General features: G+C 70.2%; 21 protein-coding genes and 1 tRNA gene. 11 read left to right on the plus strand and 11 right to left on the minus strand.

Annotation, left to right across the window (positions count from 1 at the left end; all coding sequences use genetic code 11):
* Positions 1–84: 84 nt before the first annotated feature.
* Positions 85–552, minus strand: coding sequence for a GatB/YqeY domain-containing protein (locus tag OG885_RS20970; protein ID WP_405733854.1), 468 nt, complete (start codon positions 550–552; stop codon positions 85–87).
* 100 nt (positions 553–652) lie between these two features.
* On the opposite strand from OG885_RS20970, the gene OG885_RS20975 reads away from it, so the two are divergent.
* From OG885_RS20975 to OG885_RS20985, 3 genes are all read left to right on the plus strand, one after another.
* The gene (locus tag OG885_RS20975; protein ID WP_405733857.1) at positions 653–1579 is read left to right on the plus strand and encodes a metallophosphoesterase; all 927 of its coding nucleotides are present in this window, start codon (positions 653–655) and stop codon (positions 1577–1579) included.
* Between the two features lie 233 nt (positions 1580–1812).
* The gene (locus tag OG885_RS20980; protein WP_405733859.1) at positions 1813–2607 is read left to right on the plus strand and encodes a Pr6Pr family membrane protein; all 795 of its coding nucleotides are present in this window, start codon (positions 1813–1815) and stop codon (positions 2605–2607) included.
* A gap of 42 nt (positions 2608–2649) precedes the next feature.
* Positions 2650–2723: transfer RNA gene (locus tag OG885_RS20985), tRNA-Pro, on the plus strand.
* 170 nt (positions 2724–2893) lie between these two features.
* Here the strand turns inward: OG885_RS20985 and OG885_RS20990 are convergent.
* Positions 2894–3763 (minus strand): hypothetical protein, encoded by an 870-nt coding sequence (locus OG885_RS20990; RefSeq protein WP_405733861.1) that lies wholly within the window; start codon positions 3761–3763, stop codon positions 2894–2896.
* 169 nt (positions 3764–3932) lie between these two features.
* On the opposite strand from OG885_RS20990, the gene OG885_RS20995 reads away from it, so the two are divergent.
* Positions 3933–5597 carry a PE-PGRS family protein gene (locus OG885_RS20995; protein WP_405733863.1) on the plus strand — a complete coding sequence of 555 codons (1665 nt, stop codon included), beginning with the start codon at positions 3933–3935 and terminating at the stop codon, positions 5595–5597.
* Here OG885_RS20995 and OG885_RS21000 read toward each other — a convergent pair.
* The gene (locus OG885_RS21000; RefSeq protein ID WP_405733865.1) at positions 5527–6369 is read right to left on the minus strand and encodes a PE-PGRS family protein; all 843 of its coding nucleotides are present in this window, start codon (positions 6367–6369) and stop codon (positions 5527–5529) included. The genes OG885_RS20995 and OG885_RS21000 overlap by 71 nt on opposite strands.
* 325 nt (positions 6370–6694) lie before the next feature.
* Between OG885_RS21000 and OG885_RS21005 the strand changes: the two genes are divergently transcribed.
* On the plus strand, positions 6695–7939 hold the full coding sequence (locus OG885_RS21005) for an IS256 family transposase (protein WP_405724815.1): 1245 nt from the start codon (positions 6695–6697) through the stop codon (positions 7937–7939).
* Positions 7940–8897: 958 nt separating this feature from the next.
* Here OG885_RS21005 and OG885_RS21010 read toward each other — a convergent pair.
* Positions 8898–9851, minus strand: a complete 954-nt coding sequence (locus tag OG885_RS21010; protein ID WP_405733867.1) for a DMT family transporter — start codon at positions 9849–9851, stop codon at positions 8898–8900.
* Entirely contained in the window at positions 9848–10462 is a 615-nt protein-coding gene (locus OG885_RS21015; protein ID WP_405733869.1) for a TetR/AcrR family transcriptional regulator, read from the minus strand. The genes OG885_RS21010 and OG885_RS21015 overlap by 4 nt, the downstream gene beginning before the upstream one ends.
* A gap of 139 nt (positions 10463–10601) precedes the next feature.
* Between OG885_RS21015 and OG885_RS21020 the strand changes: the two genes are divergently transcribed.
* The 3 genes from OG885_RS21020 (at position 10602) to OG885_RS21030 (ending at position 12774) form a co-directional block, all read left to right on the plus strand.
* A complete protein-coding gene (locus OG885_RS21020) occupies positions 10602–11576 on the plus strand; it encodes a formylglycine-generating enzyme family protein (RefSeq protein ID WP_405733871.1) in 975 nt (324 codons plus the stop codon).
* A gap of 122 nt (positions 11577–11698) precedes the next feature.
* The gene (locus tag OG885_RS21025) at positions 11699–12010 is read left to right on the plus strand and encodes a zinc-ribbon domain-containing protein (protein ID WP_405733873.1); all 312 of its coding nucleotides are present in this window, start codon (positions 11699–11701) and stop codon (positions 12008–12010) included.
* Positions 12011–12102: 92 nt separating this feature from the next.
* Positions 12103–12774: an O-methyltransferase gene (locus OG885_RS21030; RefSeq protein WP_405733875.1), complete on the plus strand. Its 672-nt coding sequence runs from the start codon at positions 12103–12105 to the stop codon at positions 12772–12774.
* On the opposite strand, the gene OG885_RS21035 is transcribed toward OG885_RS21030, so the two are convergent.
* A complete protein-coding gene (locus OG885_RS21035; protein WP_405733877.1) occupies positions 12764–13564 on the minus strand; it encodes an NAD(P)H-dependent oxidoreductase in 801 nt (266 codons plus the stop codon). The two genes, OG885_RS21030 and OG885_RS21035, sit on opposite strands and share 11 nt — an antisense overlap.
* A gap of 125 nt (positions 13565–13689) precedes the next feature.
* On the opposite strand from OG885_RS21035, the gene OG885_RS21040 reads away from it, so the two are divergent.
* Positions 13690–14523, plus strand: a complete 834-nt coding sequence (locus OG885_RS21040; RefSeq protein WP_405733879.1) for a helix-turn-helix domain-containing protein — start codon at positions 13690–13692, stop codon at positions 14521–14523.
* A gap of 53 nt (positions 14524–14576) precedes the next feature.
* Here OG885_RS21040 and OG885_RS21045 read toward each other — a convergent pair whose 3' ends face one another.
* Both OG885_RS21045 and OG885_RS21050 read right to left on the minus strand, forming a co-directional pair.
* Positions 14577–15287, minus strand: coding sequence for a TIGR03943 family putative permease subunit (locus OG885_RS21045; RefSeq protein ID WP_405733881.1), 711 nt, complete (start codon positions 15285–15287; stop codon positions 14577–14579).
* Complete coding sequence (locus OG885_RS21050) at positions 15284–16309, minus strand: permease (protein WP_405733883.1); 1026 nt, start codon at positions 16307–16309, stop codon at positions 15284–15286. Before OG885_RS21050 ends, OG885_RS21045 begins: the two co-directional genes overlap by 4 nt.
* A 230-nt stretch (positions 16310–16539) precedes the next feature.
* On the opposite strand from OG885_RS21050, the gene OG885_RS21055 reads away from it, so the two are divergent.
* Complete coding sequence (locus OG885_RS21055; protein WP_405733885.1) at positions 16540–18438, plus strand: NAD-binding protein; 1899 nt, start codon at positions 16540–16542, stop codon at positions 18436–18438.
* Between the two features lie 414 nt (positions 18439–18852).
* Here OG885_RS21055 and OG885_RS21060 read toward each other — a convergent pair whose 3' ends face one another.
* Positions 18853–20712: a prolyl oligopeptidase family serine peptidase gene (locus OG885_RS21060; RefSeq protein ID WP_405733887.1), complete on the minus strand. Its 1860-nt coding sequence runs from the start codon at positions 20710–20712 to the stop codon at positions 18853–18855.
* A gap of 170 nt (positions 20713–20882) precedes the next feature.
* On the opposite strand from OG885_RS21060, the gene OG885_RS21065 reads away from it, so the two are divergent.
* Complete coding sequence (locus OG885_RS21065) at positions 20883–21668, plus strand: SURF1 family protein (protein WP_405733888.1); 786 nt, start codon at positions 20883–20885, stop codon at positions 21666–21668.
* Positions 21669–21722: 54 nt separating this feature from the next.
* Here OG885_RS21065 and OG885_RS21070 read toward each other — a convergent pair whose 3' ends face one another.
* Together OG885_RS21070 and OG885_RS21075 are read right to left on the minus strand one after the other, a co-directional pair.
* Positions 21723–22880 carry a hypothetical protein gene (locus OG885_RS21070; RefSeq protein ID WP_405733890.1) on the minus strand — a complete coding sequence of 386 codons (1158 nt, stop codon included), beginning with the start codon at positions 22878–22880 and terminating at the stop codon, positions 21723–21725.
* Positions 22877–23452, minus strand: a complete 576-nt coding sequence (locus OG885_RS21075; RefSeq protein WP_079309383.1) for a SigE family RNA polymerase sigma factor — start codon at positions 23450–23452, stop codon at positions 22877–22879. Before OG885_RS21075 ends, OG885_RS21070 begins: the two co-directional genes overlap by 4 nt.
* Positions 23453–23662: the final 210 nt, after the last annotated feature.

Here is a 23662-nt window from a genome sequence, read left to right on the forward strand (position 1 = left end):
GGCGGTGCTTGCTGTGCTTGGCCGCAGTTGGCCGTGGTTGGGCTGTACTCGGGCCGCACTCGGCCCTTGCCTGGGCTGTGTTGCTCAGCCGGCGAGCAGCTTCTTCACCACGGCGGCGACTCGGCCGCCCTCGGCGAGGCCGGCGACCTTCGGGTTCACGATCTTCATGACGGCACCCATGGCCCGCGGCCCCTCGGCGCCCGCCGCCTTCGCCTCCTCGACGGCCTGGGCGACGATGTCGTTCAGCTCGTCGTCGGACAGCTGCTTGGGCAGGTACTCGGAGAGCACCTCGCCCTCCGCCTTCTCCCGCTCGGCGCTCTCGGCCCGACCACCCTGGGCGAACGCGTCCGCCGCCTCGCGGCGCTTCTTCGCCTCCTTGGTGATCACCTTGAGGACCTCGTCGTCGGAGAGCTCACGCTTCTCCTTGCCCGCGACCTCCTCCTTGGTGATCGCGGCGAGGGTCAGCCGGAGCGTCGAGGAGCGGAGCTCGTCGCGCCCCTTGATCGCGGCGTTGAGGTCTGCCTGCAGCTTCGACTTGAGCGTGGTGGTCATGGGTTTGATTGTCGCAGGTGTACGACGAGAGGCGCCCGTGCATTTACGGGACCCCGGCCGACTGGTCAAGTGCGCGCCCGCCATCTGACACGATGGAGGCATGCGCGCGCGATACGGAGTTCCTTTGGGAATGGCGGCGGTTGGCGCCGCCGGACTGCTGTACTCGGCGGGCTTCGAAGCCCGCTCCTTCCGCCTGCGACGGGTGACGGTCCCCGTCCTGCCCGCCGGCATGCGGCCCCTGCGCGTGCTCCAGGTCTCCGACATCCACATGGTCGGCGGCCAGCGCAAGAAGCAGCGCTGGCTGCGCTCGCTGGCCGGGCTGCGTCCGGACTTCGTGATCAACACGGGCGACAACCTGTCGGACCCGGAGGGCGTGCCCGAGGTCCTGGACGCGCTGGGTCCGCTGATGGAGTTCCCGGGGGCGTACGTCTTCGGCTCCAACGACTACTACGGCCCGAAGCCCCGTAACCCCGCCCGCTACCTCCTGGAGAAGGTGAGTGGCCGGCACGGTCTGAACGGCAACCCGCCCGCGGTCGGCGTGGTCCACAACCCGTGGGAGGACCTGCGGGACGGCTTCGACGCGGCGGGCTGGCTCAACCTCACGAACACGCGCGGCACGCTGAAGGTCGAGGGTGTGTCGGTGGAGCTGACGGGACTGGACGACCCGCACATCAAGCGGGACCGGTACGCGGAGGTGGCGGGCGGCCCGTCGTCCTCGGTGGACTTCTCGATGGGCGTGGTGCACGCGCCGTATCTGCGCGTCCTTGACGCGTACGCGGCCGACGCCTACCCGTTGATCCTGGCCGGCCACACGCACGGCGGCCAGCTGTGCATCCCCTTCTACGGCGCCCTGGTCACCAACTGCGACCTCGACACGGACCGGGTGAAGGGCCTGTCGACGCACACGGCGGAGGACAGGACGTCGTACCTGCACGTCTCGGCGGGCTGCGGCACGAACCGCTACACGCCGGTACGGTTCGCGTGCCCGCCGGAGGCGACGCTGTTGACGTTGGTGGGGCGGGAGTAGGGCGGGGTTGTTGCGGGTGGGGTAGCTGGGCGGGCCGGGGGCTGCACGGGCGGGGTGACTGGGCAGGCCGAGCGAGGGACTGCACGGCATGGGCAGGGAGAGCACGGGCGCGGGGACTGGGCGGACGCGGAGACTGGGCGGACGCGGAGTCTGGACGGTCAGGGAAGCTGAGCGGTTAACCCGCACGGCCCGCCCGTATCGCCCCTTTTGTCACCCCTGCTTAGCGTGAGGGCATGACCGCCCCGATACCCAGGGACATCCCGGATCTTCCCGCGATCCCAGGCATGCCCGCGCTGCTGCCCTCCCCCGTCCCCGCCACGGCGGTGGTGGCCCCCGTACGCCGCCCGCTGACCGCCGCGTACCGCCTGCTGGTCGCTCTGACGGCCGCCGCGGCGGTGACGATCGACCTGCTCCTGGGCAGCCCGCCCCGAGTCCTGAGCTACTTCACGATCCAGAGCGCCGTGCTGCTGGCGTTGGTCTCCACGGCGTCGGCCCGCAGGGCCTGGACCGCCCGCCGCCCGCTGCCTGCCGCGCTGACCGGCGCGACGCTGTTGTACGTCCTGCTCACGGGCCTGGTGTACCACCTGCTCCTGGCGGAGACGACTACGCCGTTCTCCATGACGGACACGGCGGCGCCGACGGGCTGGGCGAAGATCACGAACGTGGTCCTGCACACGGCCCTGCCGATCGCGGCGACCCTGGACTGGCTGCTCCTGACGGCCCCCGGCCGCCTACGCCTACGCAACGCGGCGACCTGGCTGGTGTTCCCCCTCGCCTACCTGGCCTTCTCCTTCACCCGAGGCGAGCTGCTCCTGCCCGGAACGCCGGCCCACTACCTCTACCCGTTCCTGGACGTCGACCTCCACGGCTACAAGACCGTCCTCGGCAACGCCCTCCTCCTCGGCCTCTCCTTCTACGCCCTCGCCGTCCTCCTCGTGGCCCTCGACCACATCCGCCCGAACCCCCTCCGCCACCGCACCCACCACCGCGCGAAAACCGGATTTCGTCTCCAGCCACCAGTGGGCTAAAGTAAACGACGTCGCCGCGACAAGCAGGACCTGCAGCGACATCGGGGTGTAGCGCAGCTTGGCAGCGCGCTTCGTTCGGGACGAAGAGGTCGTGGGTTCAAATCCCGCCACCCCGACAGTGAAGTACCAGGTCAGGGGCCTGATCCGCTCAGCGGGTCGGGCCCCTGAGTTGTTTCTGGGCATCTTTTGGGAGCCGTTTGGGAGCCAACCCCGGAATCCGACTCCCAAGGGAGCGCTGGTGACGCTCCTCAGAGGCCCGACGCCTTCGAGCGCAGTCGACTCAGGTTCAAGCGGCCGGCTCCTGCCCCCGGCCGACTTCGTCCGGTGGATCGAGAAGCCTGAAGTCGCAGTCGCCCGGACGACGCCCCAAGCGCTGGACCATCAGAGCTCCGAGAAGTGCGACCCCAGGGCCGCCAACCGGCCCCGCGTCCGTACCGACATAGAAGATGCCGTTCTCATCGGGTTCCCGACCGCCGCGATCGGCACCGACGGCCAGCGCGATGGAGAAGCCGAGGAGGTCGACGCGCAGACCCGCGGGCAGATCGCCGCGGAGGAACACCAGCGGATGAGCCATCCCCTCACCGTCGTACCCGGCGGCGACAACTGCGCCCAGCCCGTCGGGCAGGGGATACATGTCCTCGGGAATGTACTCCACGACGCCCTTGAGGTGGTCGGCGGTGAACTGCTTCAGGTTCTCCCACACCTCGTCGTTGCTCCGCCATCCGTCCTTCGGTGCCCAGTTTCCGGCCTCATACAGAGGCAGAACGTCAGCCGGCACCTCTGGCGGGTCCCCTTGCCCCCAGTCCGAGGCGTCGTCTGGTTCCTTCACAACCACGCCTTGCCCACCTGTATCCGGCCAGAGAGTCAGGAGAGAGGCAGGCCGGTGAATGTAACGGCCGAGCAGCGACCTGATGGCGACCGCCGTCTCCTGCTCGCTCAGGCCGGGCCGCAACAGCACGCAGAGCCGCCCCGAGACGACGGTCAGTGCAGCCTGCATGCCTTGCTGTCCCAGGTCGATCGCGACTGACCGTGCGTTCATCGTGTCCATCAAAACGGACAGCTCCAGCGCCCAGGCCTCATGTGCGCGCATCGTCCCGGGCGCCCAGTCCTGGTCACGACCCTTCTCGGGCACGAGCCCCAGCGCTCGGTTCTGCATGGTGCTCCTTTCCCCTACTCGACTTGGAGCACCCAGTTTTCGCCCGTTTCCAGACTGTGCGCACGTAAAATCATGAAATGCCATTCCGTGCGCGTTCCATCTGCCAGGCTGGTCAGCGTCAGCTCGTCACAAACCGGGGATGAAATCTTCTCATACGGGTTGTGGTGAGGTGAGCACAGACGGTACGACGATCGCCATGCACCGATGGTCTCCGTTAAATGACCGCCAGCTCGCGCTCCTCACCCGCATCAAGGACGGAGCCGACCCCGTCACGTCGGACAGCCCAGAGTTCGCTCTCACCGCCCGCGCGCTCAAGGAGCGGCGTCTGATCACCATGCCCAAGCAGGATGGGAAGTGGCAGGCGGAGATCACTGACGCGGGGCGCTTCTACCTGGAACACGGCCATCACCCGGACCGGCCGGAACCGACGCCGCGCAAACAGCGGTCGGCGGGTTCCGAGCAACCGACACGGCCTGCCCCTCCTCCGCAGAATAAAGACACAGCTCCGTCCACGACGCAGCCGGCGCCGCAACGCACCGCCAAGTCCCCACAGGCGTCGCCGGCGGAAATCGGAGCCGCCTTGATCGCGGAGGTACAGCAGGCTGGGCGGTTCCTTCGGATCCCGAACCCCAGCGACCAGGAGCGAGCCCGCTACCGCAGGGCGTTCGACGCCGCGCGGCAGTGTGCGCCAGACGGGTATCACCTGAAGTACAGCGGGCGGGCAAAGGGGGACTTCTTCCTCGGTCTGCTCAGGGTGACCGGCGAGGACGAGACCGAGTGGAACCGGATCCGGCTGGCGCGCAGCCGTGTGATCACCGATGTCGAGGACGTGATCGCCGCGGTCACGGCGGACCACAGCGCCTTCGAGATCTCGGAGGAGGTCCTCCCCCGGGTACTCTCGCTGCTCCGGCTCCTCGCTGAGCAAGCCCTCGCACGGCACGGCGAGATCGCAGTGTCCAAGAAGCGCAGGCAGCCGAGGCCGCTGCTCACCGTCCACGGCAGGACGTACGAGGTCAGTTTCCGCGAACGGCAGAAGCCGGTCCGGTACGTCCCCAAGCAGCCGGGCCGCCGTACGTACGACTGGCAGCGTGTCACCCCGGCCCAGAAGTTCGAGCCATCCGGCGAACTGGAGCTGCTGGTCAGCCAGCAATCGGGCTACAGCTACGGCTGGAAGAAGGAATGGGCTGACACGGCCAAGAAGCCATTGGAGGAGCAGATCAGTTCAGTCTTCCGGGCGTTGAAGGCGCGCGCGGAGGAGCAGGAGCGGGCTCGGCTGGAACGTGAGGTCGAGCAGCAGCGCCTGCGAGAGGAGCGGGAGCGGCAGGAGGCCGAGCGCCGGCGCCTGGAAGCGGAGCGGGAGGAGCGCGAGCGGCGGGAGTGGGAAGCCGCCGTTAGCGTGGCTTCGATCAAGGCGGTTCACGCGGTACGGGCCGAGCGCTTCGGCACGGCTCTTGAGCAGTGGCAGGCCGCAGGGGAGATCCGGACGTTCTGTGCCGCTCTAGACGAAGCCGCCGCGGCGGCGGAAGACGCCCTCGAAGCCGAGAGACTGCGCGAGTGGTCGGCTTGGGGGAAGACAGAGGCCGACCGGCTCGACCCCACCACGAATGGCAAGGGCCTGGCTTCTCTCAACTTCCATGCGGAGCCGACGAGAGATCAACTACGGCCGTTCCTCGACGGCTGGCACCCACACCGGCCGGAGAAGGAGAAGATGCCCGCTACTCAGCCAGCACCGCCCAAAACGGAGCCAGACCCGTGGCGCGGTCTCATCGACGCACGTCAGGATCAAGGCTGGAGATATGGACGCCAAGGTCGCGCTCAATGGTGGAGGCGATGACGCCGTGGCCGCGATCGCGTAGGGCCTTGACCGCCTTCTCGACCAGCTCCCCGAGCCGTATGACCTCGGCGCGCAGGGCAACCAACTCGTCGTAGCGGTCTGCCTTGTCTTCGCCGCACCACGCCCGGACGGTCCGTAGGACGGCTCCATCCGCGTCCAACTTGCGATCGTCCCGGCGGCCGTAGGAGTACCAGGAGGACTGGGTGCGCTCCTGCTCGATGTCCTGCTGCTTGCGATCCACCTCAGGGAGGATCTCTTCTGCGAGGCGGCCGGCCACCTGACGGGCGACGCGTTCGGTAACCGGCCATCCGGCCAAGCACGAGCCGTCGCTCTTCTCGTAGACCATCGGGTCGGCACGTAGTTCAGCGGTGTCCATGCCGATGACCGGTGCCGCGTCGTCAAGGCGGCCCAGCTCCAGGACTCCTGCATCCGCAACGCCCCTGCGCAGACGCAGCCTGTTCTTCGGCCGGACGAACCCGAGGATCATGCGCGCGGCCTCGAACTCTATGCTCCCCCGCACATGGCGTGACGCCTCGGCCAGTGCCAACTCTCCCCCGTCGTCCGCGCGGAACACGTCGACGTCCGCCCACAGTGTTACGAGAGAGTTCGGATTGACCCACTCCTGCAGACCCGCGTCGTCACCGTCGAGGAACCGCACATGGACCCAGCCGGACCTGCCGGAGCCGCCCACTCGAACGATCTCCACCCGGCGAACCGCGCCACCCAGCTCCTTCGGCCTGGCACGGTATGCCCAGTGCTCACCCATCTCCATGTGCCTATTGAGTCAGGTCAGTTGGCGCCATGACGCGGCATTCGCCGCAATCAACTCAAAGAAATGACTGCGCCAGACTGAACCTGTCCCGCCAGGCGTCGGAAGACGTCTGTGCCCGGTGGCTGGTCACTCTGGTTGCGCGGCTTACACCCCGAGGCTGTAGGACGGATGGCGTCCCATGAAGTGGTGTAGCCGGGCCCGGTCCCGGAACGCGCGGGTGTCTGCCCGGGGCGTGCATCCGTTGACCGTGCATGCTCCCTGAACAAGGGCAGGCCATCGCGCAAGTCTCCCTGGTGAACGGGCAGTTCAACCGGAGGAGCACGCGATGGCCTTGTCCCAGTCTGAGCTGATGCGGCTGCTGGAGTCACTACGTCGGGCAGAGGGAGTTGAAGCAATCAGGGTGGTGTGCGAGCGCATCCTGCAGGAGCTCATCGAGGCCGAGGCCACCGACGCGATCGGTGCCGCCCCTCACGAGCACACCGACAAGCGCACGACCTGGCGCAACGGACACCGCGACCGCCTGCTGACCACCCAGGCCGGCGACCTCGATCTGAAGATCCCGAAGGTGCGGACCGGCTCGTTCTTCCCGTCGCTGCTGGAACGCAGGCGGCGCATCGACCGGGCGCTGTTCGCCGTGGTGATGGAGGCATACGTGCACGGGGTCTCCACCCGCAGCGTGGATGACCTGGTCAAAGCACTCGGTGCGGACAGCGGGATCTCCAAGTCCGAGGTCTCGCGGATCTGCGGTGAGCTGGATGAGGAGCTGACCGCGTTCAAGGAACGGCCGCTGGATCACACCGTCTTCCCCTACGTCTTCCTGGACGCGACCTATTGCAAGGCCAGGGTGAATCACCGGATCGCCTCGCAGGCCGTGGTCATCGCCACCGGGATCTCGGCCACCGGGCACCGAGAGATCCTCGGTGTGATGGTCGGCGACAGCGAGTCGAAGCCGTTCTGGACGAAGTTCCTGCGCTCGCTTCGGGCCCGCGGCCTGGAGAACGTCCAGCTGGTCATCTCCGACAGCCACAGCGGCCTGGTGGCCGCGATCCGCACCGTCTTCCTCGGCGCGGCCTGGCAACGCTGCCGCGTCCACTTCGTCCGCGACGTCTTCGCCGTGATCGAAAAGGGTTCCGGGGAGATGGTCGCGGCCACCATCCGCACTATCTTCGCGCAGACCACAGCCTCGGCCGTCCGCACCCAGCTGGACGTGGTCGCTGACATGCTCGGACGACAGTTCCCGCAGGTCAAGAAGATGCTGCTGGATGCCGCACCGGACATCACGGCGTTCGCGGACTTCCCGCCGGCGCACTGGAAGAAGATCTGGTCGACCAACCCGCTGGAGCGGCTGAACCGGGAGATCAAACGGCGGGCCGACGTCGTCCAGGTCTTTCCCAACCCCGCCGCCCTGGACCGGCTCGCCGCGGCAGTCCTGGCCGAACTCCACGATGAATGGCAGGTCTTCGACCGCCGCTACCTCTCCGAAGCCTCCATGGCCGAACTCTTCACCACCCAGCCCACCTCACCCGAGCCGCAGATCACCCCGCAACCGGAATCGAAACAGCTGCCGTGACTACACCACCCCGCGGGACGTGACCTGCATCCAGGCCAGCCTCCGCGAGGAGTCCCAGCGGCAGGGACACACGGCCGTCGTCATCGATCTGCAGTTCTGCTGGTTCGCGTATCACAATCGCAGTCTGCCAGTCTCCAGGTAGGACTGGGCTGCCCTGACCGGTCCGGCGATCAGCCGCCCAGGAGCATCACCCTCTGTGACACGTAGATCCGTAAGCCTGCTCGCCTAGTCGGCCTCCGCGGACACGGCGCGAAACGCGGACTCAGCGGCCGTTGGCTGAGGTCCCGCTGGGAGCCATCTGGGAGCCAACCCGCTCCCCAAACCCCTTCAGGACCACCTGAGACCACCGCACCCCAACGCCCTGACCAGGCAAAACAGCAAACCAGCCGGTGATGATCACACCCGAACCTCATTCGGGACGAAGAGGTCGTGGGTTCAAATCCCGCCACCCCGACAGCCAAAACAGCACGTGAGGCACCTAGGAACGTTCCTAGGTGCCTCACCTGTTTTCATGTGCGTGACTACCGCTCCGGGGCCGAGCGGCTTGCCGACGACCGTGGAGACGACGAAGCGGAGTTCCTCCAGATGTCACCGGCGGTGAGCCGATCTCATTCCTGATCTTCGAATCGGTTACCGCTATGTGCGGTACGGCCTTCGTGGGCTGACCTTGTGTGCGGTCTCCACCTTCGTAGGTAGCGTGTCGCGCCTACCTTCGGCGTCGGATGTACCAACCGGCCACCAGCGCGATGAGGATGGCAACTACGAAGGCCCACACGGTCGTTGCGCCGTGATAGGTGCGGTAGGCAACCAGAGCGAGCATGTTCAGGCGGATACCCCGGGCGGGTGGCTTCAGGCGACCCGCGTCGACCGCCCACTGCCGAATGCGAGTCGAGGACGCCGCGTGTCTGCGTTCGTCAGGCGGCCGAAGAACGCGAGGTCAGAGGGCCCGGGCCTTGGTTCACAGGGTGTCCAGTGTCGGTGTCGGTGTTGGGTTTGGGGTTTGTTGGGGTGCTGGGTCCGTGGTGGTCAGTACCGCCAGACATGCCACGACCAGGGCTATGCCGGTCCAGGCCAGGGCGGGGAGGTGTTCGTTCAGGAGTAGGACGGCCAGTAGTGCCGCTACCGCCGGTTCCAGGAGGGACAGGGTGGTTGCGGTGCTTGCGGGGATGTGGGTCAGGCCGTGGCCGAAGAGGACGTAGCCGAGGAACATGGGGATCAGGGCCATGTAGGTGCCTACGGCTGCGTTGGGCCAGGAGGTGAGGAGGGGGGCGCCTGTGGTGAGGAGGATCGGGAGGAGTAGGACGCCGCCTGTTCCGAATATCGTGCCCATGGCCGCTGGTGAGGTTATGCCCTTGTTGATCAGGCGGTGGGCCGTCCAGGAGTAGAGGGCGTAGGTGCCGCCCGCTATCAGGCCCAGGCATACGCCCAGCACCGCTCCGGTGGCGGATTCCGTGCCCTGGGATGCGGATGTTGTCTTGGCCGCGCAGAGGAGTGCCGTTCCTGTCAGGCCCAGTGCTGCGCCTGCCATCCAGCGCGGGGTCAGGCGGTGGCCGTCCGCGGTGCGTTCTATCAGGGCCGAGGCGAGGGGGGCCGAGCCGATGGACACCACCGTTCCCGTTGCTACGCCGGCCAGGTGCATGGAGCTGTAGAACGCCAAGGGGTAGGCGGCCACAGCCAGTGCGCCCAGGAGGACGATGCCGGTCTGGGTTCGTAGGCGCTGTCTCTCTCTGCGGATGCTGGTGGCCGCTATCAAAGCTTGCAGTAGTCCGCCTGCTCCCATGGCCACCGCTCCGATCGCCAGCGGGCCCACCTCCGGCGCGAACGTTGCCGCCGTGCCCGTCGTTCCCCACAGCAGCGATGCCAGTAGGACGCACACCGTGCCGGTGAGGTGGTGGCTGCTGGGGGAGCTCACAGGCGGTCCAGCATTTCCGCGGCCATCTCGCGTGCGTGCTGGAGGCGGGTGTCCGCGCCTTCCAGGCCTGCCCTCGCCATCGCTCCCTCCAGCAGGAACGACAGGTGTTCCGCCGTCGCGCGGGTCTGCTCCGGTGCGTGGTCGGGGAGCAGTTCTGTCAGGTGGGTGAACAGGAGTGCTTCAACCTCCTCCTTGTGGCGGCGTACCACCGCCCGGCCCTCGTCGTCCGCGGGCAGCTCCGCCGCGGCGTTCAGCAGGCCGCAGCCTCTGAAGCCGTGCTCGTAGGCGAAGTTGGCGTGGTCCGCGTACGCGTCGAAGACGGCCAGTACGCCGGCCCTCGCGTCCGGGGCTGCCGCCAGGCGGCGGGTGTAGAGGTCCAGCCACTCCTCGTGCCGTGCGTCCAGGTAGGCCCTGACCAGGTCGGCCTTGGAGGAGAAGTTGTTGTAGAGGCTCATCTTCGCCACGCCCGCCTCGGCGGTGATCGCGTCGATGCCCGTCGCCGACACGCCGTCCGCGTAGAAGCGTCGCGCGGCTGCCGCGAGCAGCCGTTCCCTTGCGGCGCCCCGGCGTCTGCGGGGCTTCGGTGTCGCCGTGGTCTCGGGGTCGGTCATGACAGCCCTTCCATTAATTAGGTAGGTCAGTCTACCTAATTAATGGCCTGGTGCTGACCTGGTCGGCCTCTCAGACAGTCCCTGTACGTTCAGCAGCGCCGACCGGGCCCAAAACTGGCCCTCTAGGAGCGGAAACCTTATGAGCGAACCCCAGACAAGTGGGCACTGCTGTATGCCCTCGGTCGCCGGGCAGTCGGTCAGTGGCGTGGGGCGGGTGCGGCCCCAGAGGCAGCACGCCGAGCCGGCAGACCCGGCAGGCGTCCTACTGCCCGGCGGTGAGTTCCTCATGGGCGCCGAGGACCCCGACGGCGTCCCGGGGGACGGGGAGGGGCCGGTTCGGACGGTGCGGGTCGCGTCGTTTCGTATCGATGCGCACGCCGTCAGCAACGCGCGGTTCGCCGCCTTCGTCGCCGACACCGGCTACCGCACCGACGCCGAGCGCCTCGGGTGGTCGTACGTCTTCGCCGGGTTTCTGCCTGCCGCTTTGCGGCGTGGGGCGGCTCGGCCTGAGGCGACTCCCTGGTGGTGTGCGGTGGGTGGGGCCAGTTGGCGGGAGCCCGAGGGGGCCGGCAGTGGGGTGGCGGGACGGGAGAACCATCCCGTGGTCCATGTGTCCTGGTACGACGCCGCCGCCTACGCCGCCTGGGCCGGGAAGCGGCTGCCCACCGAGGCCGAGTGGGAGTACGCGGCCCGGGGCGGGCTGGAGCAGCGGCGTTATCCGTGGGGGGACGAGCTCGATGCGGAGGGCGAACACCCGTACCGGTGCAACATCTGGCGCGGGGTCTTCCCGACCAGGAACACCGCCGCCGACGGCTATCGGGGGACCGCGCCCGTCGACGCCTTCGCGCCCAACGCGTTCGGGCTGTACAACATGTCCGGCAACGTGTGGGAATGGTGCGCCGACTGGTGGGCCGTCGGACATCAGGGCGGGCCCGACCGTCCCCTCGTCGACCCTCAAGGGCCCCCCGACGGCACCCGCAAGGTCATCCGCGGCGGCTCCCACCTGTGCCATGCCTCCTACTGCAACCGCTACCGCGTCGCCGCCCGCACCGCCAACACCCCGGACAGTTCCAGCGGGCACACCGGGTTCCGGTGCGTCGCGCCCGCCCCTTGAGCCAGGGGCCTACTCGCGGTCGTTGCCCTGATGTCCCGCCGAGCCGGCCCGGGTCAATCACGCGAGCCGTAGCCTTGGGCCGCAGGAATCGACCCGATGAGCCCGCTAAGGACGTCCACCCAATGATCATCTTCGGCACCAAGGGATACCTCTACCAGCTCGCGATACTCACGCTGGTCTGCGGCGGCTGCGGCAACCCCGCCGCCCACACCCTCAGGAAGCGCGTCACGAAGTTCACGCTGTTCTTCGTGCCGCTGTTCCCGATCTCGACCAAGTACGCGACGCAGTGCACCTTCTGCGGTACGGAGGTGAAGATCGGCAAGGAGCAGGCCGAGCAGCTCCAGGCGCAGGCGGCGGGCGCCCAGGCCGGACAGGGACAGGGGCAGGGATACGGCCAGGGGTACGGGCAGCCTCAGCAGCCGTATCAGTCCTGAGGAACTCGGTGGTGCGGCGGCTCGCCTCCGAGTAAGTTCCCTAAAGGAACTCACCCGTAAGGAACTCACCCGCATCGAGAGGGAGCCGCCCCGTGTCGCAGCAGCACACCTGGACCGCCGTCGACGACTACTTCAACGAGTTGCTCGTGGCGGAGGACCACGCCCTGCTCGCCGCCGTGGAGGACAGTGCCGCGGCCGGACTCCCGGGGCATCAAGTCGCCGCCAACCAGGGCAAGTTGCTGAACCTGATCGCGCGTGTCCAAGGGGCGCGTTCCGTGCTGGAGATCGGCACTCTCGGCGGTTACAGCACCATCTGGCTGGCCCGTGCTCTGCCCGAGGGCGGGCGGCTGGTGACGCTGGAGGCCGATGAGCGGTGCGCCGAGGTGGCCCGGGCCAATGTGGCGCGGGCCGGGCTCGGGGACGTCGTCGAGCTGCGGCTCGGCAAGGCGCTGGACACGCTGCCCGTGCTGGTGGAGGAGGGCGCGGGGCCCTTCGACCTCGTCTTCGTCGACGCCGACAAGCCCTCCAACCCGGACTATCTGCGGTGGGCGCTCAAGCTCACCCGGCCCGGCAGTGTCATCGTCGGCGACAACGTCGTCCGGGACGGTGCCGTCACCGACCCCGACAGCGACGACCCCCGCGTCCAGGGTGTCCGCCGGTTCACCGAACTCATCGCCGAGGAGCCCCGGTTGACGGCCACGACCGTGCAGACCGTCGGGTCCAAGGGGTACGACGGTTTCACGCTCGCCCTCGTCACCGGCTGAGCCCGGGGGTGGGGACGGGGCGCGTGTGCAGGTCCAGGCCTTCCGTGCCCGGGCGCTCCCGTCCCGGCAGCAGCCTCATGTCGTGGTCGTAGTCGCCGCCCGTGAGGGAACGGAAGGGGACCGGGGTCTCCGTGAACAGGGCGTCCAGGCGGCGTGCGTACGCCTCGCGGGCCGGGGCGTAGCGCTCGGCGGGCATGCGGTCCGTGTCGTACACCGCGAAGGGTTCGAGCGGGGTCATGCCGGTGAACCAGAACAGGCCGTGCTGGAGCGGGTGGAGTACGTCGGTGAGGCGGCCGTGGATGCCCCGGTCCGAGAACGCCGTCTCGCGGGCGCCCAGCGTCACCGAGAGCAGGGCCCGGCGGCCGGCCAGCGCGCTGCCGTTGTCGTCGTACGGCGGCGGGACCTCCGGGCCGTAGCCGAAACCGCTGGTGAACACCCGGTCGATCCAGCCCTTCAGGATCGCCGGGGTGGAGAACCACCACATCGGGAACTGCAGGATCAGCGCGTCCGACCAGCGGATCTTCTCCTGTTCCGCGGCGATGTCCGGCGCCAGGCGGCCGCTCAGAGTGGCCTCTTCGGAGTCGCGCATCACATGCAGACGGCGGTCCTCCTGGGACACGTGGTCCGGGAAGTCGTCGGCGTCGACCGTCGGCTTCCACTTCATCGCGTACAGGTCGCAGAGCCGTACCTCGTGGCCCGCCGCGCGCAGGTGCTCGACGGCGAAGGTGGTCAACGCCGCGTTCAGGGAGCGGGGTTCGGGGTGGGCGCTGACGATCAGGATCCTCTTCATGCCGCAACGGTCTCCCGGCGGCCGACGCGTAGCCAGAACCCTCCTCGACCGGTGGAACGCCAGTCCTGGTACTGCGAGGGCCACTCACCGCCGATGGCTCCACGCCGCCCCGCATACTGGAAGTCATGGACGACGGGATCTACGACAGCCGACGTGCCCTCGGTGGATTTCTGCGCGCCCGTCGTGGGCGCGTCGCCCCGGAGACGGTCGGGCCCGCCGGAGTGAGCAAGCGGCGTCGGGTGCAGGGGCTGCGGCGCGAGGAACTGGCCCAGCTCGCCGGGATCAGCGTGGACTACTACGTCCGTCTCGAACAGGGGCGGGCCACCCAGCCGTCCGTCGAGGTGCTCGACGCCCTGGCCCGTGCGCTCGGCCTCGACGCGGCGGAGCGGCGGCATCTGGACACCCTGGCCGCCGCGCGGCCCGACCCCGTGCCGAGGACCCGGATCGGGCCCGGGCTGCGGCGGGCGATCGACGCGATGCAGGGGCTGCCCGTCTTCGCCACCGACCACCGGCTCGACGTGGTCGCCTGGAACCGGCTCGGTGCCACGCTGATGGGCGGCCTGGACGTGCCCGGCCGCCGCGACGCCAACAACGCCCGGTTCGTCTTCCTCGACCCCGCCGCCCGGGATCTGCACCCCGACTGGGCGGACCGGGCCGCCGAGGCCGTGGGGCAGCTGCGGGTCGCGGTCGGGCGTCATCCCGACGACCGTGAGCTGACCGGTCTCATCGCCGAACTGGCCGACGCCAGCCCGGAGTTCCGGCGGATCTGGGACTCCGGTGAGGTCACCATGTGCGCGGCGGGACGCAAACGGCTCCGCCATCCCGTCGTCGGGCTGCTGGAGCTGGACTTCGAGACCCTGCACGTGCCGGCGGGGCCCGGGGAGTCCGGGCTGGTCCTGCATGTGTTCAGCGCGGCGGAGGACAGCCCGGAGGCCGCCGCCCTGCGGAAACTGGCCTAGGACGCTGGCCTGGCCGGGTCGTCGGCGCCCCGCCGGAACGGGAACCGGCCCGGTCAGTTGTTCCAGGTCTCGTCGTACGGGTCCTTGGGCGTCGCCACCGGGCGGGCCGAGGTGACCTTCAGATACGGGATGGGGCCGTTGTTGACCGGGTCCGTGGTGCGCTCGGGGGTGTAGCCGCCGGTGACCTCCAGCCAGGCGTCCGGTCGCAGCACCGGCGGTATCTTCCCGGTCAGTGCGATCTTGACCGGCTGGGCGTCCGCGGCACAGCAGTTGAGGGCCATGCGGACGAGGTAGGGGCGGCCGGACTTGTCCAGGGCGACGAAGCCGGTGACCTTGATCTCGCGTCCGCGCAGCTCACGGCCGTGGCCGTAGACCGCGCGGCCCGCGTAGTCGGCGACACCGAGGCGCAGCGGGCCGGTGGCGGGCAGGTCCTCGTAGCCGTACGCCTGCTGGAGGGCCGTGCCCGTGCGCATGGCGCTGTAGGAGCCGAGGGCGGGCGGGGCGACGAGGACCAGGGCGAGGAGCGGGAGGATCAGGAGCCAGGAGACCCGGGGCTCGGGGTGGTGGTGGTCGTCGTCGTGAGTGGTGGTCCGGCGTTCGTACCAGAGCGTCGCCAGCGCCGCCGCGATCAGGACCGCGCCGGAGAGCAGGAGCAGCGGGCGCAGGCCCGCCTTGACGTAGCGCAGGTAGAGATCGGTGGAGCCCGCGTGCAGCAGGGTCGCGCCGAGCAGGAACATGACCGCCGACTGTGCGTGCCGGTTCACAGCAGCACCGCCCCCGTCAGCACCGCCACCAGGACGGCCAGGGCGAAGGTGGCGGGCGCGAAGCGGAGCGCGAAGCCGCGGCCGAAGGTGCCCGCCTGCATCGCGAACAGCTTGAGGTCGATCATCGGGCCGACCGTCAGGAACGCCAGCCGCGCGGTCAGCGAGAACTGCGACAGCGACGCCGCCACGAACGCGTCCGCCTCCGAGCAGATCGACAGCAGGACGGCGAGGACGGCGAGGGCCAGCACGGACACCACCGGGTTGCCGGCCGCCGTACGCAGCCACTGCTCCGGTACGACCGCCTTCAGCGTCGCCGCCGCCATCGCACCGACGACGAGGAACCCCCCGGCGTGCGTCACGTCGTGCCGTACCGAACCCCAGAACGCCGCGCCTCTGCCTTGACCGTCGTAGGAGGCACGGGTCGGTGGGCGCAGCCAGTCCGCGCGGCCCAGGCGCAGCCACAGCCAGCCCATCGCGCAGGCCGTCAGCAGGCCCGCGACCAGGCGGGCCAGCACCATCTCCGGGTTCCGCGGGAAGGCGACGGCGGTCGCCGTCAGCACGATCGGGTTGATCGCCGGGGCGGAGAGCAGGAAGGCCAGCGCGGCGGCCGGGGTGACGCCCCGTCGTACCAGCGCCCCGGCCACCGGCACCGACGCGCACTCGCAGCCCGGCAGCACCGCCCCCGCCACCCCGGCGACCGGCACCGCCAGCGCCGGGTTCTTCGGCAGCGCGCGGGCGAAGAACGCCGGCGGCACGAACACCGCGATCGCCGCCGACAGCAGCACGCCGAGCACGAGGAACGGCAGCGCCTGCACGGTGACCGCCACGAACACCGTCATCCAGCTCTGCATCACGGGGGCGGCCAGCGCGCCACGGATCGGGCCCTGGAGCAGCAGGACCAGGAGCAGGAGCATGGTGAGGAGGAGGGGGGAGTTCAGGTGACGGGCCTGTTCATCGCCCTGGGGCGGCGGGGGTGGCGTCGGTTCCGCCGCCGTGGACGGGGCTTCTTCGGTGATCGCCACGGGTGAGGTACCTCCGGTGGTGCGCGCGGGCGCGGGTTTCACGTGGTTTCCCTCCCTTTCAGTACGGCGGTCCCGGCACGGGTGTTCAGCGCGTTCCGATCACTTCTGGAACCACCCGTCTCATTGAGGCAGTCTTTTCCCTCGTGGCGAGCCTTCCGCAGCAGAGTCAGCAAGGTCAGCAGGGTCAACAGAGTCGGCAGGGTGATCGGCAGGGTGACACGGCCGCGCACATGGTGGTGTGCGGGGACGACGGGCTCGCCCACCGGCTGGCCGCCGAGTTGCGGGGTGTGTACGGGGAACAGGTCACCCTCGTTGTCCCGGCGGCCGAGCGGACCGTACGGCCGCCCGTGGTCGGGCGGGCCCGGGCCGCCTCGGCGGCGCTGCTCGACCGGGTGGTGAACGCCGCCGCCGGGCGGACCGGCGGAAGTGAACCCGTCGGTGGCGAACGGCTGGTGGAGGCCGCGGAGGCGACCGAGGCCGTGCTCGCCGACGCGGGCGTGGAGCGGGCCGCCGCGCTGGCGCTCGTGTACGACGACGACGAGACCAACATCCGTGCCGCGCTGACCGCCCGCCGGCTCAACCCGCGGCTGCGGCTCGTACTGCGGTTGTACAACCGGCGGTTGGGCCAGCACATCGAGGAACTCCTCGATCAGGCCGCGACCTTGGCCGCGGGTGACGACAGCGGCGGTGGCTTCGATGCCTCCACGACCGTATTGTCCGACGCCGATACCGCCGCGCCGGCGCTGGTGGCCTCCGCTGTCGCCGGGACCAGCAAGGTCGTACAGACGGACGGGTTGTTGCTGCGGGCGGTGGAGCGGGTGCCGGGGCAGGGGGGTGGGGCGGGGCTTGCCACGTTGGCGCTCCTGTCCGGGACCGGTAATGGTGTCGGAGGCGGTGGCGGTAGCGGTGTCGCCGGGGAGCAGGGGCCCGAGTTGCTGCCGGACGCGGTGGCGGTGCGGGACGCGGTGGGGCGCGGGACGGTGGTGCTGGAGCAGGTGTCGTACGCGGGGCCGTCGCTGCCCGCGGGGCGGGGTGGGGTGGTGCCGCCGTTCGCCTCGTTGTTCTCGCGGCGGTTGCGGTGGTCGCTGGCCGGGCTGGTCGGGTGTGTCGCGGCGCTCGCCGTCGCGCTGTCCGTGGTGACGGGTGAGCATCCGCTGTTCGCGACGTACGAGACGCTGCTCGATCTCTTCGCCATCAACGATCCCGCGCTCGGGGCGCCGATCGGGCGGCAGATCCTGCAACTCCTCGCCGGGCTGGTGGGGTTGCTGCTGCTGCCGGTGCTGCTGGCCGCGGTGCTGGAGGCGCTCGGGACCTTCCGGTCCGCGTCGGCGCTGCGGAAACCTCCTCGGGGGCTGGGTGGGCATGTGGTGCTCCTCGGGCTCGGGAAGATCGGTACGCGGGTGTTGACCCGGTTGCGGGAGCTGGACATTCCTGTGGTGTGTGTCGAGGCGGGGGCCGAGGCGCGGGGATTGGCCACGGCTCGGCGGTTGCGGGTGCCGGTGGTGCTGGGTGATGTGACGCAGGAGGGGGTGCTGGAGGCCGCGAAGATCCATCGGGCGCATGCGTTGCTGGCGGTGACCAGTTCCGATACGACGAATCTCGAGGCCGCGTTGTACGCGCGGTCCGTGCGGCCCGATCTGCGGGTGGTGTTGCGGCTGTACGACGACGACTTCGCGACGGCGGTGTACCGGACGTTGCGGGCGGCGCATCCGCGGGCGTCGACGCGGAGTCGGAGTGTTTCTCATCTGGCCGCGCCCGCGTTCGCCGGGGCGATGATGGGGCGGCAGATTCTGGGGGCGATTCCGGTGGAGCGGCGGGTGTTGCTGTTCGCGGCGCTGGAGGTGGGTGGGCATCCGCAGTTGGAGGGGCGGACTGTGGGGGAGGCGTTTCGGGCGGGGGCGTGGCGGGTGTTGGCGTTGGACACGGCTCCCTCCGGTGCCGGTTCCGGGTCGTCGGAGCCGGCTGTGGAGGGGGCGTACGAGGAGGCGGCGGTGGCTTCGGGGCTGGTGTGGGATCTGCCGGACACGTATGTGCTGAAGGCTGCGGATCGGGTGGTGTTGGCGGCTACGCGGAGGGGGTTGGCGGAGTTGCTGGGCCGGCGGGGGGAGCGGGAGCGGGCGGGGGCGTAGGGGGGTGCGGGCTGCTGGGGGTTGGGCTGGGCGTGTTCAAGGTGCGGCCCGCTGAGGCTGGGCGGGGGGCGTGGTCAAGGTGCGGTCTGCTGGGGCTGGGCGGGGGTGGGTTTTCGCTTGCCCGCGCTGGCGGGGTGCCGCTGCGCCCACCCGTGCCGCCCCAGCGGCACGACTGCCCGCAGCTACGGCGGATGCCCGCAGCTGGGTAGGCAGACTGGCTGGTGCGGCTGCGGGTGGGCGCCGCCCCCGCCGCGCGACTGCCCGCGGCTACCGCGGATACCCGCAGCTCGGGCGGACCGCGGACGCCCGCAGCTGGGTAGGCAGACTGGCTGGTGCGGCTGCTCGGGTGGGTGCCGCCCCTGCCGCGGGACTGCCCGCAGCTACGGCGGAGCGGCGGATGGGCTGTGGCCGTGGCTATGCGGAAGCCTTGTTGCCCAAGTGGCGTTCCGCGAAGTCCAGTTCCAGCCTCACCTGCTTGATGCGCTCGTCCACGACCAGCGAACCGTGGCCCGCGTCGTAGCGGTAGACCTCGTGGGTTGCGCCTCTTGTCTCCAGGCGCTTCACGTAGTTGTCGATCTGGCGGATCGGGCAGCGGGGGTCGTTGACGCCGGCTGAGATGTAGACCGGGGACTTGACCTGGTCGACGTAGGTGAGGGGGGACGAGGCCTCGAAGCGGTCCGGGACTTCCTCCGGGGTGCCGCCGAGGAGCGTGCGGTCCATGGCCTTCAGGGCTTCCATCTCGTCGTGGTACGCCGTGACGTAGTCGGCGACCGGGACCGCGGCGATGCCGAGGGTCCAGGCGTCGGGCTGGGTGCCGAGGCCGAGGAGGGTGAGGTAGCCGCCCCAGGAACCGCCGGTGAGGATGAGACGGGTCGGGTCGGCGAGGCCGGACGTCACCGCCCATTCCCTGACCGCCGCGATGTCCTCCAGCTCGATGAGACCCACCCGGTGCTTGAGGGCGTCCGTCCAGGCGCGGCCGTAGCCGGTCGAGCCGCGGTAGTTGACGCGGACCACCGCGTAGCCGTGGTCCACCCAGGCCGCCGGGCCCGCCGCGAAGGCGTCGCTGTCGTGCCAGGTCGGGCCGCCGTGGATGTCGAAGACCGTGGGCAGGGGGCCGGTCGCGCCGGCCGGCTTCTGGACCAGGGCGTGGATGCGGCCGCCGGGGCCCTCCACCCACACGTCCTCCACCGGTACCGACCCCGGGGACTTCATGCCGGGCGGGTCGAGGACGACCGCACCGGAGGTGGAGCGGACCGTCGAGGGCTCGGCCGCCGAGGACCAGAGGTACTCCACGCTGCCGTCGGGGCGGGCCGTGGCCCCGGAGACCGAACCCGCCGGGGTGGGGATCCTCACCAGGTCGCGGCTCGCCAGGTCGTAGCGGAACAGCTCGCTGCGGGCCTCGAAGCTGTGGGCGATGAGCAGACCCGTGCCGTCCGGGAACCACTCGGCGCTGACGTCACCCGGCAGGTCGAGCGCCAGGTCCGTCTCCTCCCCCGACGCCACGTCCCACACCAGCGGCTCCCAACGCCCCCGGCGCTGATGCCCGATGAGCAGGCGGCTGTCCCCGTCGACCGGCGCGAAGCCGAGGACCTCCAGGCCGAGTTCCTCGGTGCCGCCCTTGGTGTCGTCCAGTTCGGCGACCGGCGTGCCGTCGAGGCGGACCACGCGCAGCGCGGAGTGCATCGCGTCGCCGTGCTCGGTGTGCTCCAGGGCGATCAGCGAGCCGTCGTGGGAGAGGTCGCCGACGCCCGCGGACTCGCGGTGCCGGTAGATCTCCACCGGCGGCTCGGCCGGTGACGCGCCGGTGCGGGCGACGTAGATCGTCGTACCGTCCTCGTCGGTCGAGCGGCCCACCACCGCCGTACGGCCGTCGCGGCCGAGAGCCAGGCCCGCGGGGTAGGAGGCGTCCAGGCCGGGTGCGGCCGGTTCGTCCGGGCCGCCCGTGAAGGGCTGGCGGCGCCAGACGCCGAACTCGTCGCCGTCCTTGTCGTCGAACCACCAGATCCACGCGCCGTCCGGGGTGAGCACGCCGTCCGTCGTGCCGTTCGGCCGGTCGGTGACCTGGCGCTGGGCGCCGGTGGCGCGGTCCCAGGCGTACAGCTCGTACGTCCCCGTCGCGTTCGACACGAACAGGGAGCGGTCCGGGGCGTCCTCCGCCCAGTCCGGCAGGGAGACCCGGGGCGCCCGGAACCGCTTCTCCCACTCCGGCATCGTCTGCTGCCGGTCGCTCTGCTCGTTCTGCTCGGGCGCCGCGGACCCGTTGCTCTCAGTCATGGGCCCATACTGCCCGCCCGCACAGACAAATCACTGGCGGGGTCCTCAGCCTGTGGATAACTTCGCGGTCATGCACCGCTCCGGGCCCGCGCCCGCCGACTCGTCCGAACGGTACTGACGGTGCCGACCCCGCGGGTGGGTGCTTGTGGGCTGACCCGTACCGTTGGGGTGTGTACCGGTTTCTGCTGACGCCCCGTTGGTGGGGGATCAACGTCTTCGTGCTGCTCGCCATCCCCTTCTGTGTGTTCATGGGGTCCTGGCAGCTGAGCCGCTTCGAGGAGCGGATGCAGAGCCACGACCAGGCGACCGCGCAGGCCGCGTCCAACAAGCGGGAGGCCGCGGCCCCGCTGGCCGAGCTGCTGCCCGTGGACCAGGAGACGTCCGGGCGGCAGGCCACCGTGAGCGGGCGGTACGGCACGCAGTTGCTGGTGCCGGGACGGGAGCTGGACGGCAAGCGTGGGTTCTATGTGCTGACGCTGCTGCGCACCGACGGGGGCAAGGCGCTGCCGGTGGTGCGGGGCTGGCTGCCCGGGAACGCCGATCCGGCGAAGGCACCGGCCGCGCCGAAGGGCGAGGTCACCGTCACGGGGGCCTTGCAGGCGTCCGAGCAGCCCGGGGAGAACGGCGTCAGCGCCCAGGGCGGGCTGCCCGCGGGGCAGACCTCGGCGATCAGTGCGGCCTCGCTGGTGAACCTGGTGTCGTACGACCTGTACGACGCGTGGGTCACCCTCGACAAGGCCGATCCGGGGATGAAGGCGGTGCCCGCGAGCGCACCGGCCGACAGCGGGCTGAACCTGAAGGCGTTCCAGAACCTGGGGTACACCGGCGAGTGGTTCGTGTTCGCCGGGTTCGTCGTCTTCATGTGGTTCCGGTTGCTGCGGCGCGAGGTGGAGTTCCTCCGGGACGCGGAGCTGGGTCTTGTGCCCGAGGAGAGCGAGCAGCGAGCGGCTGTTTGACGCCGGTCGGCAGCGCACAGCCCTCCGAACAGCGTCAAAAGCCCCTCGGGCGTCCTACGACGCCGCCAGCACGCCCGTCCAGTAGATCGTCCCCGCACACGCGTTGCTCACCGTCGTGGTGGCCGACGCGACGCCGCCCTCGGCGGAGTTGGTGACCGTGACGCTGCCGTCGGCCGTGCCGCCGTCCTCCGTGACGAGCTGGGTGGTCGTGCCCGTGTCGCCGCCGGTGGAGGTGCCCTCCGTGGTGGTGCCCGTGTCGCCGCTCGGGGTCGGGTCGGGCGACGGGTCGGGGTCGCCGCTGTCGACGGGGCAGGTCTCCGAGGGGACCCAGGCGAACTGGACGTCGTAGGAGGCGCCGGGCTGGAGGACCAGGGAGGCGAGTTCCGTGGACGGGTCGGGGAGTGAGGCCGCGGCGTCGCCGGCGACGTGCCGGACCTGGCCGATCTTCGCCGAGTCCGCTGCTCCCGCCACGACGAAACTGATCGAGCCGGGGCCCGCGACCGTGCAGGCGGCGGTGGAGGTGTTGGTGTAGCGGAAGGTGCCGTAGACCGCCCCGGCGGTGTCGGCGGCACCGGAGGTGCCCGTGGCCGAACCGAGGTCCGTGGCCGTACAGACGGGGACGCCGACCGTACTGGTCGCGGACGGGTCGGTGGCGCCCGCGGAGCCGCCGCCGGCGGTGGAGCCCTTGCCCTCCGCGTCGCCCTTGTGGTCGCCCTTGTCCTTGTCCTCGACCTTGTCGGAGCTGCCCCCGGAGGTGGACTCGCCGCCGTCGGGACCCTTGCCCTGGCTCGCGCCGCCCTGGGCCTGCGAGGAGAGGCCGGCGTTCAGCGGGTCGGCGTTGGAGCCGGTGGCGCCGGAGACATGCAGCAGGGCCGGGACGGCGGTGCCGATGAAGAGCGCCGCGGCGGCCATGCCCACCAGGGCCTGCCGCTTGCGGGCCCGGCGGGCCGGTACCGCGTGCCGCAGGTGGTCCAGGGTGCCGTCGCGCGGCTCGATCTCCTGGACCGCCTGGTGCAGCATGCGGCGCAGTGCCAGCTCGTCCGAGTCGAGCCCGCTGCCGGGGCTCTGGTCGTCGAGGCCGTGGTTCACAGTTCCGTTCCCAGCGTGTGATTGCTTCGGGGTGTCCTGCCCGTCCCCGCCCGGCTCGTGCCAGTCGAAGGGCTGGTGCAGGTGGCGCCGCCCGTCCCGGCCCGCGTCCTGGTCCCCGCTCATGCCGGTGCCTCCATGGCGACGCGGAGCGCGGCGATGCCACGGGAGCCGTACGCCTTCACCGAGCCCAGGGATATCCCGAGCGTCTCGGCGACCTGCGCCTCGGTCATGTCCGCGAAGTAGCGCAGGACGAGGACCTCGCGCTGGCGGCGCTGGAGCCCCTTCATCGCCTTGATGAGGGAGTCTCGCTCCAGCTGGTCGTACGCCCCCTCCTCGGCGCTCGCCATGTCCGGCATCGGCTTGGACAGCAGCTTCAGTCCGAGGATGCGGCGGCGCAGGGCTGAGCGGGAGAGGTTGACGACGGTCTGGCGCAGATACGCGAGCGTCTTGTCGCGGTCACGGACGCGCTTGCGCGCGGAGTGGACGCGGATGAAGGCCTCCTGGACGACGTCCTCGCAGGAGGCGGTGTCGTCGAGGAGGAGGGCGGCGAGACGCAGCAGGGAGCTGTAGTGCGCCCGGTAGGTCTCGGTGAGGTGGTCGACGGTCGTACCGGCCGCCGTCACATCCTCGGCGCCGTCGCGCTGGTTCGGTATGCGGGCGGGCCGCGCTGCGGGCATGGGCGCGATCACCGGCATGCCGCCGGGCGCGCCGGGCATGCGGGGTCGTAGGGCCGCGGGGCGGGGCCGAAGGGCCGTACCGCCACGTGCCGCGCTGAAGTCGAGTACCTCTGCCACGCCTGTTGGACACCGTGACCCCCGTGAGGGTTGTACGTGCCTCGCGTCACTTTTGCGTCGGCCGGTGCGACGCCCTGGGATCCAGCCCCCCGTCTTGTGTCAGGCAGCACT

Origin of the sequence: Streptomyces sp. NBC_00028 (assembly GCF_045041065.1) — a bacterium.
Classification (GTDB): Bacteria; Actinomycetota; Actinomycetes; order Streptomycetales; family Streptomycetaceae; genus Streptomyces.

Coding starts and splice junctions, on each gene's coding strand:
- OG885_RS20990 (WP_405733861.1), bottom strand. CDS start 3,763: ATGCAGAACCGAGCGCTGGGGCTCGTGCCCGAGAAGGGTCGTGACCAG.
- OG885_RS21070 (WP_405733890.1), bottom strand. CDS start 22,880: ATGAGCGGGGACCAGGACGCGGGCCGGGACGGGCGGCGCCACCTGCAC.
- OG885_RS21025 (WP_405733873.1), top strand. CDS start 11,699: ATGATCATCTTCGGCACCAAGGGATACCTCTACCAGCTCGCGATACTC.
- OG885_RS21000 (WP_405733865.1), bottom strand. CDS start 6,369: ATGGAGATGGGTGAGCACTGGGCATACCGTGCCAGGCCGAAGGAGCTG.
- OG885_RS20980 (WP_405733859.1), top strand. CDS start 1,813: ATGACCGCCCCGATACCCAGGGACATCCCGGATCTTCCCGCGATCCCA.
- OG885_RS20970 (WP_405733854.1), bottom strand. CDS start 552: ATGACCACCACGCTCAAGTCGAAGCTGCAGGCAGACCTCAACGCCGCG.
- OG885_RS21075 (WP_079309383.1), bottom strand. CDS start 23,452: ATGCCGGTGATCGCGCCCATGCCCGCAGCGCGGCCCGCCCGCATACCG.
- OG885_RS21040 (WP_405733879.1), top strand. CDS start 13,690: ATGGACGACGGGATCTACGACAGCCGACGTGCCCTCGGTGGATTTCTG.
- OG885_RS20975 (WP_405733857.1), top strand. CDS start 653: ATGCGCGCGCGATACGGAGTTCCTTTGGGAATGGCGGCGGTTGGCGCC.
- OG885_RS21015 (WP_405733869.1), bottom strand. CDS start 10,462: ATGACCGACCCCGAGACCACGGCGACACCGAAGCCCCGCAGACGCCGG.
- OG885_RS21020 (WP_405733871.1), top strand. CDS start 10,602: ATGAGCGAACCCCAGACAAGTGGGCACTGCTGTATGCCCTCGGTCGCC.
- OG885_RS21060 (WP_405733887.1), bottom strand. CDS start 20,712: ATGACTGAGAGCAACGGGTCCGCGGCGCCCGAGCAGAACGAGCAGAGC.
- OG885_RS21035 (WP_405733877.1), bottom strand. CDS start 13,564: ATGAAGAGGATCCTGATCGTCAGCGCCCACCCCGAACCCCGCTCCCTG.
- OG885_RS21055 (WP_405733885.1), top strand. CDS start 16,540: ATGGTGGTGTGCGGGGACGACGGGCTCGCCCACCGGCTGGCCGCCGAG.
- OG885_RS21005 (WP_405724815.1), top strand. CDS start 6,695: ATGGCCTTGTCCCAGTCTGAGCTGATGCGGCTGCTGGAGTCACTACGT.